Genomic DNA, 15821 nt, shown 5'->3' on the forward strand with positions numbered 1-15821 from the left:
GGAATAGATCATGCAAAACCAAGGCATCAAAAAAATCGTTCTGGCGTACTCCGGCGGCCTGGATACCTCGGCCATCATTCCATGGCTGAAAGAGAACTACGGCGGCTGTGAAGTGGTGGCGTTCGTGGCGGACATCGGCCAGGAGCGCAGCGATCTGGAAGGCGTGGAGCAAAAAGCCCTGCAGTCCGGTGCCTCTGAATGTCACGTGGTCGATCTGCGTGAAGAATTTATCCGCGATTACGTTTATCCGGTGCTGCAGACCGGCGCCCTGTACGAGGGCAGCTACCTGCTGGGTACCTCGATGGCGCGGCCGATCATCGCCAAGGCGCAGGTCGAGCTGGCGTTGAAAGTGGGCGCCGATGCGCTGTGCCACGGCGCGACCGGCAAAGGCAACGACCAGGTGCGTTTCGAGACCACCTACACCGCGCTGGCGCCGCAGCTGAAAGTGGTGGCGCCGTGGCGCGAGTGGAACCTGCGTTCCCGTGAAGCGCTGCTGGATTACCTGAAAGAGCGCAACATCCCGACCACCGCGTCGCTGGAAAAAATCTATAGCCGCGATGAGAACGCCTGGCACATCTCCACCGAAGGCGGCGTGCTGGAAAGCCCGTGGAACGCGCCAAACAAGGATTGCTGGGTATGGACCGTCGATCCGCAGGAAGCGCCGGATCAGCCTGAGCAGGTGACCGTTACCGTTGAGAAAGGCCGCGTCGTGGCGGTTAACGGTAAAGCGCTGTCGCCGTACCAGTGCCTGGAAACCCTGAACGCGCTGGGCGCCAAGCACGGCGTCGGCCGGATCGACATCGTGGAAAACCGCCTGGTGGGCATCAAATCCCGCGGCTGTTATGAAACCCCAGGGGGCACCATCATGGTGGCGGCGCTGCGCGCCGTCGAGCAGCTGGTGCTGGATCGCGACAGCTTCAAATGGCGCGAGCAGCTGGGCCTGGAGATGTCCTATGTGGTGTACGACGGCCGTTGGTTCGCGCCGCTGCGCCGCTCGCTGCAGGCCTCTGCCGAAGCATTGGCTGAAGAGGTGAACGGCGAAGTCGTGCTGCAGCTGTACAAAGGTCAGGTGACGGCGACTCAGAAGAAATCCGCCAACAGCCTGTACTCCGAAGAGTTCGCCACCTTCGGCGAAGACGAAGTTTACGATCATAGCCACGCGGGCGGCTTTATCCGCCTGTTCTCTCTGTCTTCACGCATCCGCGCGTTGAACGAGAAAAAGAATAAATAACCGATTGGCGTGACTCTGCAAGGGCGCAGCATGCTGCGCCCTTTCGCATAAAAATTCAGGAGTAAAGGTATGGCACTTTGGGGCGGACGGTTCACTCAGGCGGCGGATCAGCGGTTCAAGCAACTCAACGATTCGCTGCGGTTCGATTATCGCCTGGCGGAGCAAGATATCGTGGGCTCGGTGGCCTGGTCGAAGGCGCTGGTGACCGTTAACGTGTTGACGGCAACGGAGCAACAGCAGCTGGAGCAGGCGCTGAATGCCTTGCTGACGGAAGTCCAGGCCGATCCTTTGGCGATCGTCCAAAGCGATGCCGAAGACATCCACAGCTGGGTGGAGCAGAAGCTGATCGAGAAGGTCGGTGACTTGGGCAAGAAGCTGCACACCGGCCGCAGCCGCAACGATCAGGTCGCGACCGATCTGAAGCTGTGGTGCAAACAGCAGATCGGCGATCTGCATCAGGCGATCGTCCAGCTGCAGCAGGCGCTGGTGGAGACCGCCGAAGCCAATCAGGATGCGGTGATGCCGGGGTATACCCACCTGCAACGCGCGCAGCCGGTGACTTTCGCGCACTGGTGCCTGGCCTATGTCGAGATGCTGGCGCGCGATGAGAGCCGACTGCAGGATACCCTGAAACGGCTGGACGTCAGCCCGCTGGGCAGCGGCGCGCTGGCCGGCACTGCGTATCCTATCGATCGCGAGCAACTGGCCGGCTGGCTGGGCTTCGCCTCGGCGACCCGCAACAGCCTGGACAGCGTATCCGATCGCGATCACGTGCTGGAGTTGCTGTCCAACGCCGCCATCAGCATGGTGCACCTGTCACGCTTCGCCGAAGATATGATCTTCTTCAACAGCGGCGAAGCGGCGTTTGTCGAGCTGTCTGACCGCGTGACCTCCGGCTCTTCGCTGATGCCGCAGAAGAAAAACCCGGACGCGCTGGAGCTGATCCGCGGCAAGTGCGGCCGCGTACAGGGCGCGCTGACCGGCATGATGATGACGCTGAAAGGCCTGCCGCTGGCGTACAACAAAGACATGCAGGAAGACAAAGAAGGGCTGTTCGACGCGCTCGACACCTGGATGGACTGCCTGCAGATGGCGGCGCTGGTGCTGGACGGCATTCAGGTGAAGCGCCCGCGCTGTCAGGAAGCGGCGGAGCAGGGCTATGCCAACGCCACCGAGCTGGCGGATTACCTGGTCGCCAAGGGCGTGCCGTTCCGCGAAGCGCACCATATCGTCGGTGAGGTGGTGGTAGAGGCGATTCGCCAGGGCAAACCGCTGGAAGCGCTGCCGCTGGCGGATTTGCAGCAGTTTAGCGCGACGATTGGCGACGACGTCTATCCGATCCTGGCGTTGCAATCTTGCCTGGACAAACGTGCGGCCAAAGGCGGCGTCGCGCCGCAGCAGGTGGCCGCGGCAATCGCCGCAGCGAAACAGCGTTTAGCTTGAGGACGATAAGGGCGGCCTGGTGCCGCCCTTGCACCTCTACCCCGCCAGGCGTGCGCACAGATAACGGTTCAGGCTCACGCCTTCCTCCATCGCGCCGATCGCCAGCCGGCGATGCTGTTCCGGCGTCATGCGTAACACTAGTTTTCCGCTGAAGTTCTTTTCCGCCAGCGCCTGCGGCGGCGTTTCACCTTGCGCCAGCATGTCGGCGATCGTTTCGCTCACGACTTTTTCGATACCCTCCAGTGCGCCGGTACGCGTGGCGGCTAGCCAGGACAGCGAGGGGAATTCGGCGCACAGCCCGACATATTCACGATCTTCCGCTGACCAGGTGATGCGATAGGTATAGTGTTCATGCTTTTCCATGTTCTTCCTCCATTCTGGCCAGTGCGGCGATGACCTGCTTAACCTGATATGCCTTGGCCGCGCCGTTGTTGCCGCGTTGGATATTGATGCGCGGATCGCCTGGCCAGGGCATGCGATAAACGTGATGGCTGCTACCGTTTATGCGCGGCGGCCCAAACCATCGCACGCAGACTTTCGCTAACTCGGCGAATTTGATGCTGTTCTGCCGCTGTTGCAAATCAGCGATGTCATCCCTGATCTCGTTCATGCCGCCTCCATTTTAGTATCGTTATTGGTATCAATTCAATGCCAAAGCATAAAAAATGAGCGCGGGCGGGCCGTGAGGCAAGCGGAGGGAGGAAATTGTGGAAAGTGCTGCGCAAAAAAACCGGGCCTGAAGGCCCGGTGGATATAAACGGAGAATAAGAGGTTACTCACCCGGACAGCGCTGGCAGCGCTCGATTTCGGCCGTGCCGAGTTTGAGCTTCGCCTGCAGATCGCGCAGCGCGGTGCGCAAGCCTTCTTCGATCACCGGATGATAGAACGGCATGTCCAGCATCTGATCGACGGTCATCTGCTGTTGGTGCGCCCAGGCTAACAGGTGCGCAATGTGTTCGGCGTCGGGGCCGATCATTTCCGCGCCGAGGAAACGGCCGGTGCCTTGCTCGCCGTAGACGTGCAAAATGCCCTTATTGCGCAGCATCACCCGCGAGCGGCCCTGATTCTCAAACGAGACTTTGCCCACTTCAAAGCAGCCGCAGGCGCTGAACTTCTCGCTCAGCTCGCGGAAAGTCGAGCCGACCATGGCGATCTGCGGATCGGAGAACACCACCGAAATCGCGCTGCGGCGCAGACCTGGATTGATCTCCGGGAAGCTGCCGGCGTTGGCGCCGGCGATGCGCGCCTGATCGCTGGCCTCGTGCAACAGCGGCAGCTGGTTGCTGGCGTCGCCGGCGATAAAGATATGCGGCACGCTGGTTTGCATCGTCAGGCGGTCGGCCAGCGGCACGCCTCGAGCGTCGAGCTGCAGGTCGGTGTTTTCGAGACCCAGCCGATCGACGTTGGGGCGGCGGCCGGTGGCGGCCAGCACGTAGTCCACCAGGATCTCCTGCGACTGGCCCTGCAGATCCTGATAGCGGATAAATACGCGGTCGCCTTCGCGCTGCATCATCTCCACTTTCACGTCGGCGTCGAGGTAGAACTCTTCTCCCAACGCCTTCGCAGCGTAATCGCGCACGGCGCTGTCGGTCAGCGGCCCGACGGCGCCGCCGATGCCGAAGACCTTGGTGTCGACGCCGAGGCGGTGCAGCGCTTGCCCCAGCTCCAGCCCGATGACGCCGGGGCCGAATACTGCCACGGACTGCGGCAAGTCATCCCAGTTGAACAGATCGTCGTTGACAATCAGGCGATCGCCCAGTTCGTTCCACGGCGCCGGCCAGCTGGGGCGAGAGCCGGTGGCGATCACGATGCGCTGCGCCACGATGCGCGTATGGTCATCGACCTGCAGCGTGTTGTCGTCGATAAAGCGGGCATAGCCCTGAATTTTGTCGGCGGCCGGGATCTCGTCCACGCCTTCCAGCACGAAGCCGACGAAACGATCGCGTTCGCGTTTGACGCGCGCCATCACCTCGCGTCCGTCGATACGCGTTTTGCCGGTTGGGTGCACGCCAAAGCCCGGCGCACGTTCGATTTGATGCACCGCTTCGGCGGCGGCGATCAATAATTTGGATGGCATGCAGCCAACGCGCGCACAGGTGGTGCCGTAAGGCCCGCCTTCAATCATCACCACGCTGGGGGTAGACAGTTTGGCCGCGCGATAGGCGCCGAGCCCTGCGGTGCCGCCGCCGATGACCGCAACATCAACGTTCAACAGTTTCATATCCGCTCCTGAAAGGTAAAAAAAGGGCGGGCCGTAGCCCGCCAAAGTTCACGTTGGCTTTGTTATTACTTATTAAGCTGACAGGAAAGTTTCCAGATCGTCGCTGCCGCCAATGTGACGGCCGCCGATGAACACCTGCGGCACCGTGGCGCGGCCGCTGACGGCGCGCAGGCTAACGGTGGTGGCGTCTTTGCCCAGGACGATCTCTTCATACTGAATGCCGCGCTCTTGCAGCATCTGTTTGGCTTTGGCGCAGAATGGGCAACCCGGTTTGGTGAACAGGGAGACCGATTCCTGCACTTTGAATTCCGGCGCCAGGTATTTCAGCATGGTGTCGGCGTCGGACACTTCAAACGGGTCGCCCGGCTTGTTCGGCTCGACGAACATTTTCTCGACCACGCCGTTGCGCACCAGCATCGAGTAGCGCCATGAACGAGGGCCAAAGCCCAGGTCCGCTTTCTCGACCAGCATGTTCATGCCTTTGGTGAATTCACCGTTGCCGTCCGGCACGAAGGTGATGTTTTCCGCATGTTGGTCGGCTTTCCAGGCGTTCATCACGAAGGTATCGTTCACGGAGACGCAAAGAATGCTGTCGACGCCGTGCTGCTTGAATACGCTGGACAGTTCGTTGTAGCGAGGCAGGTGGCTCGAAGAACAGGTCGGCGTGAACGCGCCCGGCAGCGAGAAAACAATGACGGTTTTGTTTTTGAACAGGTCATCAGTGGTCACATCAATCCATTGGTCGCCCTGACGGGTGTGGAAAGTAACCTGAGGAACTTTCTTGCCTTCTTGACTGGTAAACATTGATTAACCCCTTAATTAGGAAAAGTAATTTTTAGCATTTAGCGCGATATCGCTTCGTTGGGACACATTATTGTCGCTGGGGCTTGATAGATCTAATCGCTCATTGCTATCTTATCTATCGCCATGAGCTATCATGGAATGGAGGGAAACAATGAATATTCGTGATTTAGAGTATCTGGTCGCCTTGGCCGAGCACCGGCACTTCCGCCGCGCGGCCGATTCATGCCATGTAAGCCAACCCACGCTGAGCGGGCAGATCCGCAAGCTGGAAGACGAGTTGGGCGTCATGCTGCTCGAACGCACCAGCCGCAAGGTACTGTTCACCCAGGCGGGCCTGTTGCTGGTGGAGCAGGCGCGTACCGTGCTGCGCGAAGTGAAAGTGTTGAAGGAGATGGCCAGCCAGCAGGGCGAGGCCATGTCCGGGCCGCTGCACATCGGTCTGATCCCGACCGTGGGGCCTTATCTGCTGCCGCAGATCATCCCGACGCTGCACAAAACCTTCCCGAAACTGGAAATGTACCTGCACGAAGCGCAAACCCACCAACTGCTGGCGCAACTCGACAGCGGCAAGCTGGACTGCGCCATTCTGGCGCTGGTGAAGGAAACCGAGGCGTTTATCGAAGTGCCTCTGTTCGATGAACCGATGAAGCTGGCGGTGTATTCCGATCACCCGTGGGCGCAGCGCGAGCGCGTGGCGATGCCGGATTTGGCGGGAGAAAAGCTGCTGATGCTGGAAGATGGCCACTGCCTGCGCGATCAGGCGATGGGCTTCTGCTTCCAGGCGGGCGCGGACGAGGATACCCACTTCCGCGCCACCAGTCTGGAAACGCTGCGCAATATGGTCGCGGCCGGCAGCGGCATTACCCTGCTGCCGTCCCTGGCGGTGCCGCCGCAGCGCGAGCGCGATGGCGTCTGCTATCTGGATTGCTACAAGCCGGAGCCGAAGCGCACCATCGCGTTGGTGTATCGCCCCGGTTCCCCACTGCGCAGCCGTTATGAGCAGTTGGCCGAAGCGATCCGCGAGCACATGCAGGGCTACATCGACAACGCGTTAAAACAGGCGGTTTAAGCCGTTAAGCGCTGCCACCCGGTAGGCTTCGGCCATGGTCGGATAGTTGAAGGTCGTATTAACGAAATACTCGATAGTATTGCCTTCACCTTTCTGTTCCATGATCGCCTGACCGATGTGGATGATCTCCGCCGCACGTTCGCCGAAGCAGTGGATCCCGAGGATCTGCAGGGTGTCGCGATGGAACAGGATCTTCAGGCTGCCGACGTTCATCCCGGCGATCTGCGCACGCGCCAGATGTTTGAACTGGGCGCGGCCCACTTCATACGGCACCTTCATCGCCGTCAGTTCCTGCTCGGTTTTGCCGACGGAGCTGATTTCCGGAATGGTGTAGATGCCGGTCGGGATATCTTCGATTAAGTGACCGCTGGCTTCACCGGAGGCGATCGCCTGCGCGGCGATGCGGCCCTGATCGTAGGCGGCGGAAGCCAGACTCGGATAGCCGATGACGTCACCGACCGCATAAATGTGCGACAGCGCGGTTTGATACATGCTGTTCACTTTCAGCAGCCCGCGGCTGTCCGACTCCAGGCCGACGTTCTCCAACCCTAACGAATCGGTATTACCGGTACGGCCGTTGGCGTATAGCAGGCAGTCCGCTTTCACCTTCTTGCCGGACTTCAGGTGCACGATCACGCCGTCTTCGGTGCCTTCGATCTTCTCGAACTCTTCGTTGTGGCGGATCACCACCCCGTTGTTCCAGAAGTGGTAAGAGAGCGAATCCGACATCTCCTGATCGAGGAACGCCAGCAGGCGGTCGCGGGTGTTGATCAGATCCACCTTGACGTTCAGGCCGCGGAAGATAGACGCATATTCGCAGCCGATCACCCCGGCGCCGTAAATGATGACGTGGCGCGGCTCATGGCTCAGTTCGAGAATGGAGTCGCTGTCGTAGATGCGTGGGTGATTGAAATCGACGCTGGCCGGATGGTAAGGACGCGAGCCGCAGGCGATCACGATGTGGTCGGCGCGGATGGTGTCCTGGGTACCGTCCATATAGCTGACGCTGACGGTGTTGGCGTCGATGAAGCGCGCGTCACCGGCGAACAGTTTGCACTGATTCCGCTCATAGAACCCTTGGCGCATGCGGGTCTGCTGGCTGATGACGTTATCGGCGTGGCGTAAAATGTCAGGGAAGGTCGCGCTGAGCGTGCGCGAGTTGTTGTAAAGCGGGTTCTGGTTGAATTCGATAATGCGGCTGACGGCGTGGCGGAGGGCTTTGGAAGGGATGGTGCCCCAGTGGGTACATCCGCCGCCTACGTTATTGTACCGTTCGATAACGGCCACGCGGGCGCCCTGTTTCACCAGCCCCATGGCGGCACCTTCACCACCAGGGCCCGAGCCAATCACAATGGCATCAAATTGATAGTGCTGTTGCATGTAGGAGAGACCTGTTTTTTTATACAAGATTACAACGGTATCTTAACATCATAGCGCTGCTCACCCAATCACCATTAGGCTTTTTGAGTCAAAGCACAATCGGCTCAGGGCGGAAGTGTGATAGAGCGCGTTAGTATAAATGCTGTTGCAATAAAATTTGCTATATTGCCGAGTCTAGGGCGTTAGACTGAGAAAATGGAACCTATCCGGATATGCATATGGGCGTCAGAGCACAACAAAAAGAACGGACTCGTCGTTCCCTGATCGAAGCCGCTTTCAGCCAGCTGAGCGCCGAACGCAGCTTCGCCAGCCTGAGCCTGCGGGAAGTTTCACGCGAGGCGGGCATTGCGCCCACGTCGTTTTATCGCCATTTCCGCGATGTGGACGAGCTGGGGCTGACCATGGTGGACGAAAGCGGCCTGATGCTGCGTCAGTTGATGCGCCAGGCGCGCCAACGCATCGCCAAGGGCGGCAGCGTAATCCGCACCTCGGTATCCACCTTTATGGAATTTATCGGCAACAACCCGAACGCCTTCCGCCTGCTGCTGCGTGAGCGCTCTGGCACGTCGGCGGCATTCCGTGCGGCAGTGGCGCGCGAGATCCAGCATTTCATCGCTGAACTGGCGGACTACCTCGAATTGGAAAACCACATGCCGCGCAGTTTTACCGAAGCGCAGGCGGAAGCGATGGTCACCATCGTGTTCAGCGCCGGCGCGGAAGCGCTGGATATCGACGTCGAGCAGCGGCAGCAGCTGGAAGAACGGCTGGTGCTGCAGCTACGGATGATCTCCAAAGGGGCGTATTACTGGTATCGTCGCGAACAAGAAAAAGCTTCTGTGTCCCACGTATAAAAAAGGTAAAAAATGATGGAAAAACCAGGCCGTGAAAATGGCACCTTACTGCTGGCGTTAATTGCCGGCCTTTCGATCAACGGTTCCTTTGCTGCGCTGTTCAGCTCGGTGGTGCCGTTTTCGATCTTCCCGCTGATCGCGTTGGTGCTGGCGGTGTACTGCCTGCATCAGCGTTACCTGAACCGCGCCATGCCGGACGGTATGCCGAAGCTGGCGGCGGCCTGTTTCCTGCTGGGGCTGCTGCTGTACAGCGCCATCGTGCGCGCCGAATATCCGCAGATCGGCTCCAACTTCCTGCCGTCGGTGATCTGCGTGGCGCTGGTGCTGTGGATCGGGATGAAACTGAAGGCGCGCAAGGCGCCGGATGCGCCGACTCAATAATCGTAATGAAACGGGGCGCCATCATGGCGCCCCTGTCGTATCAGCGATGCTTTTCCAGCAACACACCGCATTCCATGTGATGGGTATACGGGAACTGATCGAACAGCGCCAGGCGGCTGACCCGGTGGGTGGCCTGCAGCGTTTCCAGGTTGGCACACAGCGTTTCCGGATTGCATGAAATATACAGAATGCGCGGGTAAGCCTGCACCATCTTCACCGTTTCCTCGTCCAGCCCGCTGCGCGGCGGATCGACGAAAATCGTCTCGCAGTTGTAGCCGCTCAGATCGATGCCTTTCAACCGGTTGAATTCGCGTACTCCGTTCATCGCCTGAGTGAAGTCTTCTGCCGCCATGCGGATGATTTGCACGTTGTCGATATGGTTGGCGGCGATGTTGTACTGCGCCGCCGCCACCGACGGCTTGGCGATCTCGGTCGCCAGCACGCGCTCGAAATTGCGCGCCAGCGCCAGCGAGAAGTTGCCGTTGCCGCAGTACAGCTCCAGCAAATCGCCTTTGGAACCGGCGGTAACCGCCAACGCCCACTCCAGCATCTGCACGTTCATGGCCGCGTTGGGCTGCGTGAAGCTGTTTTCCACCTGACGATAGATCATGTCGCGGCCGGCGACCGGCAGCACTTCGTCAACATAATCCTGGTCGAGCATGATCTTGGTCTTCGACGCCCGGCCGATCAGCTGCAGGTCGAAACCCTGAGCGCGCAGCTCGTCGCGCAGCTGCTCGGCTCGCTGTTGCCAAACGTCATCCAGCTTGCGGTGATACAGCAGCGAAGCGATGATTTTGCCGCTTCGCGTCGACAGATAATCGATCTGGAACAGCTTGTGGCGCAGGATCGGCTCCGGTTTCAGCGCGGCGATCAGGGCGGTCATCAGGCGGTTGATCAGTTCGCTGGCCGCCGGGAACTGGTCGACGCGAATACGCTGCTTGGTCTGTTGATCGAACATGATGTGATACATGTCATCCGCGTCGTGCCAGATGCGGAATTCGGCGCGCATGCGGTAATGGTCGACTGGCGAGCGGAACACTTCCGGCTCGGGCGCCGCGAACGGTGACATCAACATCTTCAGGCGGGCGACTTTCTCCGCCAGTTGGTCATCGTAACGTTCAATAGGCAAATTCTCGGGCGTCATGTGTGTCTTCTCGTCAGGCAAATTTGATCAGCGGGGATTGTAGGGAATCAGCCCATGAAGTCCAGTTTTGTCGCGTTTATTATTTGTAACATTAGTAGCAGTCTAGACATCTATTTTCATTGATCGTAGCATTGCCGTCCGGCCTCAAGCAGCGAGTGAAAAGGGAATCCGGTGTGAATCCGGAGCTGACGCGCAGCGGTAAGGGGAAGTCACGGCGATAGCGTTTCGACGCAGACACTGTCCACTGCAGGATGGGAAGTCATCGCCCGTTGCTGGTCGCGCCCCGCGGCCCGCAAATCCCAAGCCCGAAGACCTGCCGGTGTTACGTCGCAATGTCCGTGGCCGTCGCGAACTACCGGCCATGATCCTGCGGCATCCGCCAATTAAGTTTGGATGCTTTTCTCATGACAATTACAAAAAATATGCTGCTGGCGGTGGTCTCCTCCGTCACGGCTTTTTCTGGATGGGCGCAAGACAACACCACAGCCAAGAATGGCGATAACCTGGTGGTGACCGCCAACCGTTTCCCGCAGCCGGTTTCTTCTGTGCTGGCACCGACTTCCATCGTCACCCGTAACGATATCGATCGCTGGCAGGCCAAAAGCCTGACCGACGTGATGCGCCGTTTGCCGGGCGTGGACGTTGGCCAAAACGGTGGATTGGGACAAAAGAGCTCGCTGTTTATTCGCGGCACCAACTCCAGCCATGTGCTGGTGCTAATTGACGGCATTCGCCTTAATCAGGCGGGCGTCAGCGGTTCTTCCGATCTCAGCCAAATCCCGATTTCGCTGGTGCAGAAAGTCGAATACATTCGCGGCCCGCGCTCGGCGGTGTACGGCTCCGATGCCATCGGCGGCGTGGTCAACATTATTACCACCCGCGAAAAGAACGGCACGACGCTCTCAGCCGGCGTCGGCTCCAACGGCTATCAATCCTATGACGCGTCGACCCAACAACAACTGGGTGACAGCACCGTGGCGACGGTGGCGGGGAATTACACCTATACCAAAGGGTATGACGTGGTGGCTGAAGGTAATACCAGTATTCCTCAGCCCGATCGCGACGGCTTTATGAGCAAATTGCTCTACGGCGCATTGCAGCACCAATTTAACGAGCAAATCAGCGGTTTTGTGCGTGGTTATGGTTACGATAATCGTACAGGCTACGATGGATTCTATTCTTACGATAAAGACTTCAATATTACCGGTCTGCCCGATACCCGTAAGCTGTACAGCCAAACATGGGACACGGGGTTGCGCTATCAGGAAGGGATTTACGCCACGCAGCTAGTGGGGAGTTACAGCCACAGCAAAGACTACAATTACGATCCGCGCAAAGGCCAGTATGCGATCTCCTCCAGTTTGGATGATTCGGAACAGTACAATCTGCAGTGGGGCAACACGTTTAAGGTTGCCCAAGGCACCATTAGTGCGGGCGCAGATTGGCAGGATCAACAAATCAAACCGGGTACCGCGTCCGTCAGCAGCGAGAGAAGCCAGCGCAATACTGGCATCTATCTGACTGGGCAACAGTTGGTGGGACCGGTGATGCTGGAGGCTGCTGCGCGTGGCGACGACAACTCGGAGTTCGGTTGGCACGGCACCTGGCAAACCAGTGCAGCCTGGGAATTCATCGAGGGGTATCGTTTCATTGCCTCTTACGGTACCGCGTTCAAAGCGCCAAACATGAACCAGTTGTTTAGTACCACTTACGGCAACAATAATTTGAAACCGGAAGAAAGCAAGCAATGGGAAGGCGGTTTTGAAGGCTTGACCGGGCCTGTGACCTGGCGTATTTCCGGTTATCGCAATGACATTGATAATCTTATCGACAGCGATCCGGTGAGTTACCGCTATTATAATATCGGTAAGGCGACCATTAAAGGTGTAGAGGCCACGGCTTCTTTTGAAACCGGCCCGCTGACGCATCAGATTGGTTACGATTATGTCGACCCGCGCAATGCTAAAACCAACGAAGTGCTGCTGCGCCGCGCTAAACAGCAGGTGAAATACGAGCTGGATTGGCAACTGTACGACTTTGATTGGGCAGTGACCTATCAATACCTGGGTGAGCGCTACGACAAGGATTATGGCGTTTATCCTAGCCCGACGGTTAAACTCGGCGGCGTGAGCCTGTGGGATCTCGCAGTTTCGTATCCGGTCACATCTCATCTGACAGTTCGTGGTAGAATTGCCAACCTGTTTGATAAAGATTATGAGACGGCCTATGGCTACGCTACTCCAGGAAGAGAATACTACCTCACTGGAAGCTATACCTTCTAACAGCACCGCCACACCTCGCCCGACGGTGCTGGTTTTCGATTCCGGCGTCGGCGGGCTGTCGGTGTATCAGGAGATTCGGCAGTTGCTGCCGGATCTCCACTATATATACGCTTTCGACAACGTGGCGTTCCCCTACGGCGAGAAGTCCGAAGAGTTTATCGTTGAGCGCGTGCTGGAAATTGTCGGCGCGGTACAGCAACGTCATCCTCTGGCGATTGTCGTCATTGCCTGCAACACCGCCAGCACCGTTTCCTTGCCGGCCTTGCGCGAGCGTTTCAGTTTCCCTGTCGTGGGCGTGGTGCCCGCCATCAAACCGGCGGCCCGTCTTACCGTTAATGGCATTGTCGGCCTGTTGGCGACCCGCGGTACCGTACAGCGCAGCTACACCCATGAACTGATTTCCCGTTTTGCTACCGACTGTAAGATTGAACTGCTGGGCTCTTCAGAGCTGGTGGAGCTGGCGGAAGCCAAGCTGCACGGCGAAGCCGTGCCGCTGCCGGTGCTGAAGAAGATCCTGCATCCGTGGCTGAGCATGCGCGAGCCGCCGGATACTGTCGTGCTGGGCTGCACCCATTTCCCTCTATTAGCTGAAGAGTTGATGCAGGTGTTGCCGGAAGGCACCCGGCTGGTGGATTCCGGCGCGGCGATTGCCCGCCGCACCGCCTGGCTCATCTCAACGCAGGAAAATCTGGTCTCGAGCCAGGAAGAGAATCTGGCGTATTGCATGGCGTTAAATGAAGATACTGACGCTTTATTGCCCGTTTTGCAGGGTTATGGCTTTAAATCGTTGAAAAAACTGCCGCTTTAACGGTGTTTTGGTTAAACATTCAACGGTCGGAAAAAATATTGAAAATAGGGGTTGCGGCCTGCCGAGAACTCCCTATAATGCGCCTCCACTGACCGGGAACAACGACTGACAAGCCGCCGGGTCAGCGAGAAGAAAGCGAAATAAACGCTTGACTCTCAGGGCGAAAAGCGTAATATACGCAGCCCGCGCCGATGAGTTTCTCGGCACTGCTCTTTAACAATTTATCAGACAATCTGTGTGGGCACTCCACAAGACGATATCCAGCATCTTCGGATGCAAAAAAATATCAAGTCTTGAAGAGTGACTAACTGAAGTAAAATTCATGCAGTAAATCTTTGAGCATCGCTTCTCGAGTGGAAGCAAATCAAGCTTTTAATTGAAGAGTTTGATCATGGCTCAGATTGAACGCTGGCGGCAGGCTTAACACATGCAAGTCGAGCGGTAGCACAGGGGAGCTTGCTCCCTGGGTGACGAGCGGCGGACGGGTGAGTAATGTCTGGGAAACTGCCTGATGGAGGGGGATAACTACTGGAAACGGTAGCTAATACCGCATAACGTCGCAAGACCAAAGAGGGGGACCTTCGGGCCTCTTGCCATCAGATGTGCCCAGATGGGATTAGCTAGTAGGTGGGGTAATGGCTCACCTAGGCGACGATCCCTAGCTGGTCTGAGAGGATGACCAGCCACACTGGAACTGAGACACGGTCCAGACTCCTACGGGAGGCAGCAGTGGGGAATATTGCACAATGGGCGCAAGCCTGATGCAGCCATGCCGCGTGTGTGAAGAAGGCCTTCGGGTTGTAAAGCACTTTCAGCGAGGAGGAAGGTGGTGAGCTTAATACGTTCATCAATTGACGTTACTCGCAGAAGAAGCACCGGCTAACTCCGTGCCAGCAGCCGCGGTAATACGGAGGGTGCAAGCGTTAATCGGAATTACTGGGCGTAAAGCGCACGCAGGCGGTTTGTTAAGTCAGATGTGAAATCCCCGGGCTCAACCTGGGAACTGCATTTGAAACTGGCAAGCTAGAGTCTCGTAGAGGGGGGTAGAATTCCAGGTGTAGCGGTGAAATGCGTAGAGATCTGGAGGAATACCGGTGGCGAAGGCGGCCCCCTGGACGAAGACTGACGCTCAGGTGCGAAAGCGTGGGGAGCAAACAGGATTAGATACCCTGGTAGTCCACGCTGTAAACGATGTCGATTTGGAGGTTGTGCCCTTGAGGCGTGGCTTCCGGAGCTAACGCGTTAAATCGACCGCCTGGGGAGTACGGCCGCAAGGTTAAAACTCAAATGAATTGACGGGGGCCCGCACAAGCGGTGGAGCATGTGGTTTAATTCGATGCAACGCGAAGAACCTTACCTACTCTTGACATCCAGAGAACTTTCCAGAGATGGATTGGTGCCTTCGGGAACTCTGAGACAGGTGCTGCATGGCTGTCGTCAGCTCGTGTTGTGAAATGTTGGGTTAAGTCCCGCAACGAGCGCAACCCTTATCCTTTGTTGCCAGCGGTTCGGCCGGGAACTCAAAGGAGACTGCCAGTGATAAACTGGAGGAAGGTGGGGATGACGTCAAGTCATCATGGCCCTTACGAGTAGGGCTACACACGTGCTACAATGGCATATACAAAGAGAAGCGACCTCGCGAGAGCAAGCGGACCTCATAAAGTATGTCGTAGTCCGGATTGGAGTCTGCAACTCGACTCCATGAAGTCGGAATCGCTAGTAATCGTAGATCAGAATGCTACGGTGAATACGTTCCCGGGCCTTGTACACACCGCCCGTCACACCATGGGAGTGGGTTGCAAAAGAAGTAGGTAGCTTAACCTTCGGGAGGGCGCTTACCACTTTGTGATTCATGACTGGGGTGAAGTCGTAACAAGGTAACCGTAGGGGAACCTGCGGTTGGATCACCTCCTTACCTAAAGATATTGATTCGAGTGGCGTGCTCACACAGATTGTCTGATAGAAAGTAACGAGCAGAAATACCTTTATAGGCTTGTAGCTCAGGTGGTTAGAGCGCACCCCTGATAAGGGTGAGGTCGGTGGTTCAAGTCCACTCAGGCCTACCACTTCTCAGAAGTGGAAAAGGTACTGCACGTGACTGTATGGGGCTATAGCTCAGCTGGGAGAGCGCCTGCCTTGCACGCAGGAGGTCAGCGGTTCGATCCCGCTTAGCTCCACCATATAGTCCGGTATTTCAATACTTCAGA

The 15821-nt window shown here is 57.7% G+C and carries 13 protein-coding genes, 2 tRNA genes, 1 rRNA gene and 1 riboswitch; of the genes, 10 read left to right on the forward strand and 6 right to left on the reverse strand.

From position 1 onward, the window contains the following. Positions 1-10 precede the first annotated feature (10 nt). Entirely contained in the window at positions 11-1231 is a 1221-nt protein-coding gene (locus tag RE418_RS06980; protein WP_019452247.1) for an argininosuccinate synthase, read from the forward strand. A 69-nt stretch (positions 1232-1300) separates the two neighbouring features. Then, positions 1301-2674 carry an argininosuccinate lyase gene (gene argH / locus RE418_RS06985; RefSeq protein WP_089181444.1) on the forward strand — a complete coding sequence of 458 codons (1374 nt, stop codon included), beginning with the start codon at positions 1301-1303 and terminating at the stop codon, positions 2672-2674. A 36-nt stretch (positions 2675-2710) separates the two neighbouring features. Here the strand turns inward: argH and RE418_RS06990 are convergent, their stop codons facing one another. The 4 genes from RE418_RS06990 to RE418_RS07005 all read right to left on the reverse strand — a co-directional run bounded on the left by RE418_RS06990 (position 2711) and on the right by RE418_RS07005 (position 5699). Further along, on the reverse strand, positions 2711-3037 hold the full coding sequence (locus tag RE418_RS06990) for a type II toxin-antitoxin system HicB family antitoxin (protein WP_019452249.1): 327 nt from the start codon (positions 3035-3037) through the stop codon (positions 2711-2713). Beyond that, positions 3024-3284: a hypothetical protein gene (locus RE418_RS06995; RefSeq protein WP_025304653.1), complete on the reverse strand. Its 261-nt coding sequence runs from the start codon at positions 3282-3284 to the stop codon at positions 3024-3026. The genes RE418_RS06990 and RE418_RS06995 overlap by 14 nt, the downstream gene beginning before the upstream one ends. 162 nt (positions 3285-3446) lie before the next feature. Next, positions 3447-4895, reverse strand: a complete 1449-nt coding sequence (locus tag RE418_RS07000; protein WP_049205311.1) for a dihydrolipoyl dehydrogenase — start codon at positions 4893-4895, stop codon at positions 3447-3449. 72 nt (positions 4896-4967) lie between these two features. Next, positions 4968-5699, reverse strand: a complete 732-nt coding sequence (locus tag RE418_RS07005; protein WP_015379403.1) for a glutathione peroxidase — start codon at positions 5697-5699, stop codon at positions 4968-4970. A gap of 151 nt (positions 5700-5850) precedes the next feature. On the opposite strand from RE418_RS07005, the gene oxyR reads away from it, so the two are divergent. Continuing rightward, on the forward strand, positions 5851-6768 hold the full coding sequence (gene oxyR / locus RE418_RS07010) for a DNA-binding transcriptional regulator OxyR (protein ID WP_025304651.1): 918 nt from the start codon (positions 5851-5853) through the stop codon (positions 6766-6768). Here oxyR and sthA read toward each other — a convergent pair. Then, on the reverse strand, positions 6751-8148 hold the full coding sequence (sthA, locus tag RE418_RS07015) for a Si-specific NAD(P)(+) transhydrogenase (RefSeq protein ID WP_004931047.1): 1398 nt from the start codon (positions 8146-8148) through the stop codon (positions 6751-6753). The two genes, oxyR and sthA, sit on opposite strands and share 18 nt — an antisense overlap. 218 nt (positions 8149-8366) lie before the next feature. Between sthA and fabR the strand changes: the two genes are divergently transcribed. Beyond that, positions 8367-8999 carry an HTH-type transcriptional repressor FabR gene (fabR, locus tag RE418_RS07020; protein WP_004931044.1) on the forward strand — a complete coding sequence of 211 codons (633 nt, stop codon included), beginning with the start codon at positions 8367-8369 and terminating at the stop codon, positions 8997-8999. A gap of 15 nt (positions 9000-9014) precedes the next feature. Next, positions 9015-9380 (forward strand): YijD family membrane protein, encoded by a 366-nt coding sequence (locus tag RE418_RS07025; protein ID WP_060448498.1) that lies wholly within the window; start codon positions 9015-9017, stop codon positions 9378-9380. Between the two features lie 40 nt (positions 9381-9420). On the opposite strand, the gene trmA is transcribed toward RE418_RS07025, so the two are convergent. Further along, a complete protein-coding gene (trmA, locus tag RE418_RS07030; RefSeq protein ID WP_049205309.1) occupies positions 9421-10524 on the reverse strand; it encodes a tRNA (uridine(54)-C5)-methyltransferase TrmA in 1104 nt (367 codons plus the stop codon). A gap of 122 nt (positions 10525-10646) precedes the next feature. Continuing rightward, a riboswitch (cobalamin riboswitch) is annotated at positions 10647-10860 on the forward strand. 68 nt (positions 10861-10928) lie between these two features. On the opposite strand from trmA, the gene btuB reads away from it, so the two are divergent. The 5 genes from btuB to RE418_RS07055 all read left to right on the forward strand — a co-directional run bounded on the left by btuB (position 10929) and on the right by RE418_RS07055 (position 15794). Then, positions 10929-12806, forward strand: a complete 1878-nt coding sequence (gene btuB, locus RE418_RS07035; protein ID WP_399675996.1) for a TonB-dependent vitamin B12 receptor BtuB — start codon at positions 10929-10931, stop codon at positions 12804-12806. Then, a complete protein-coding gene (murI, locus tag RE418_RS07040) occupies positions 12751-13614 on the forward strand; it encodes a glutamate racemase (RefSeq protein ID WP_025921004.1) in 864 nt (287 codons plus the stop codon). The genes btuB and murI overlap by 56 nt, the downstream gene beginning before the upstream one ends. A gap of 373 nt (positions 13615-13987) precedes the next feature. Next, positions 13988-15529 (forward strand): 16S ribosomal RNA (locus RE418_RS07045). Positions 15530-15603: 74 nt separating this feature from the next. Then, positions 15604-15680 (forward strand) — tRNA-Ile (locus RE418_RS07050). Between the two features lie 38 nt (positions 15681-15718). Then, a tRNA-Ala gene (locus RE418_RS07055) sits at positions 15719-15794 on the forward strand. The last annotated feature ends 27 nt before the right edge of the window (positions 15795-15821 follow it).

The organism is Serratia sp. szju (assembly GCF_044594185.1).
GTDB lineage: Bacteria > Pseudomonadota > Gammaproteobacteria > Enterobacterales > Enterobacteriaceae > Serratia > Serratia bockelmannii.

Coding starts and splice junctions, on each gene's coding strand:
- RE418_RS06980 (WP_019452247.1), top strand. CDS start 11: ATGCAAAACCAAGGCATCAAAAAAATCGTTCTGGCGTACTCCGGCGGC.
- argH (WP_089181444.1), top strand. CDS start 1,301: ATGGCACTTTGGGGCGGACGGTTCACTCAGGCGGCGGATCAGCGGTTC.
- RE418_RS06990 (WP_019452249.1), bottom strand. CDS start 3,037: ATGGAAAAGCATGAACACTATACCTATCGCATCACCTGGTCAGCGGAA.
- RE418_RS06995 (WP_025304653.1), bottom strand. CDS start 3,284: ATGAACGAGATCAGGGATGACATCGCTGATTTGCAACAGCGGCAGAAC.
- RE418_RS07000 (WP_049205311.1), bottom strand. CDS start 4,895: ATGAAACTGTTGAACGTTGATGTTGCGGTCATCGGCGGCGGCACCGCA.
- RE418_RS07005 (WP_015379403.1), bottom strand. CDS start 5,699: ATGTTTACCAGTCAAGAAGGCAAGAAAGTTCCTCAGGTTACTTTCCAC.
- oxyR (WP_025304651.1), top strand. CDS start 5,851: ATGAATATTCGTGATTTAGAGTATCTGGTCGCCTTGGCCGAGCACCGG.
- sthA (WP_004931047.1), bottom strand. CDS start 8,148: ATGCAACAGCACTATCAATTTGATGCCATTGTGATTGGCTCGGGCCCT.
- fabR (WP_004931044.1), top strand. CDS start 8,367: ATGGGCGTCAGAGCACAACAAAAAGAACGGACTCGTCGTTCCCTGATC.
- RE418_RS07025 (WP_060448498.1), top strand. CDS start 9,015: ATGGAAAAACCAGGCCGTGAAAATGGCACCTTACTGCTGGCGTTAATT.
- trmA (WP_049205309.1), bottom strand. CDS start 10,524: ATGACGCCCGAGAATTTGCCTATTGAACGTTACGATGACCAACTGGCG.
- btuB (WP_399675996.1), top strand. CDS start 10,929: ATGACAATTACAAAAAATATGCTGCTGGCGGTGGTCTCCTCCGTCACG.
- murI (WP_025921004.1), top strand. CDS start 12,751: ATGGCTACGCTACTCCAGGAAGAGAATACTACCTCACTGGAAGCTATA.